A 653-nucleotide genomic window follows, 5' to 3' on the forward strand; every position below is an offset into this window, starting at 1 on the left:
CGGTGACGCCGTCCTTGGTGATGCGGGGAGCGCCGAACGACTTCTCGATCACGACATTGCGGCCCTTGGGACCGAGCGTGACCTTGACCGCATTGGCCAGGGTGTCGACGCCGCGCAGCATGCGTTCGCGGGCGTCTTGCGAAAACTTGACGTCTTTCGCAGCCATGATTCCTCACTCCTTCAGACTTGAGGTTTCAGGTTGATGGGTTGGAGGCGAAGCCCCGTCAGGCGGCCTTCTTCAGGGAGGCGGTGGCCTCGACGACACCCATGATGTCGCTCTCCTTCATGATCAGGAGATCCTCGCCGTCGATCTTCACCTCGGTGCCGGACCATTTGCCGAAGAGCACGCGGTCGCCGACCTTGACGTCGAGCGCCACCAGCTTGCCCTGCTCGTCGCGGGCGCCGGGGCCGACGGCGACGATCTCGCCCTCCTGCGGCTTCTCCTTGGCGGTGTCGGGGATGATGATCCCGCCCTTGGTCTTCTCCTCGGCGTCGATGCGCTTCACGACGACGCGGTCATGCAGTGGCCGAAACTTCATGAGTTCCTCCGTTCATGTCGGTCACAGGTCAAAGCAGGCGACGCCCCGGCGGCGCGGCTGAGGAACCGCGGCGCCCTGCGGCACGTTCGCCCGCGCGATGATCTGGTTTTGCCG

Annotated in this window: 1 protein-coding gene and 1 pseudogene; both read right to left on the minus strand. The window is 64.8% G+C overall.

Annotation, left to right across the window (positions count from 1 at the left end):
- Positions 1-166 (minus strand): annotated as a pseudogene (gene groEL, locus AX750_RS26265) (chaperonin GroEL); the annotation flags it as partial.
- A gap of 58 nt (positions 167-224) precedes the next feature.
- Positions 225-539 carry a co-chaperone GroES gene (gene groES / locus AX750_RS20125; protein WP_066734489.1) on the minus strand — a complete coding sequence of 105 codons (315 nt, stop codon included), beginning with the start codon at positions 537-539 and terminating at the stop codon, positions 225-227.
- Between the last annotated feature and the right edge of the window lie 114 nt (positions 540-653).

The sequence above is a fragment of the Methylobacterium sp. CCH7-A2 genome, from assembly GCF_001557075.1.
Lineage (GTDB): Bacteria > Pseudomonadota > Alphaproteobacteria > Rhizobiales > Beijerinckiaceae > Allobosea > Allobosea massiliensis.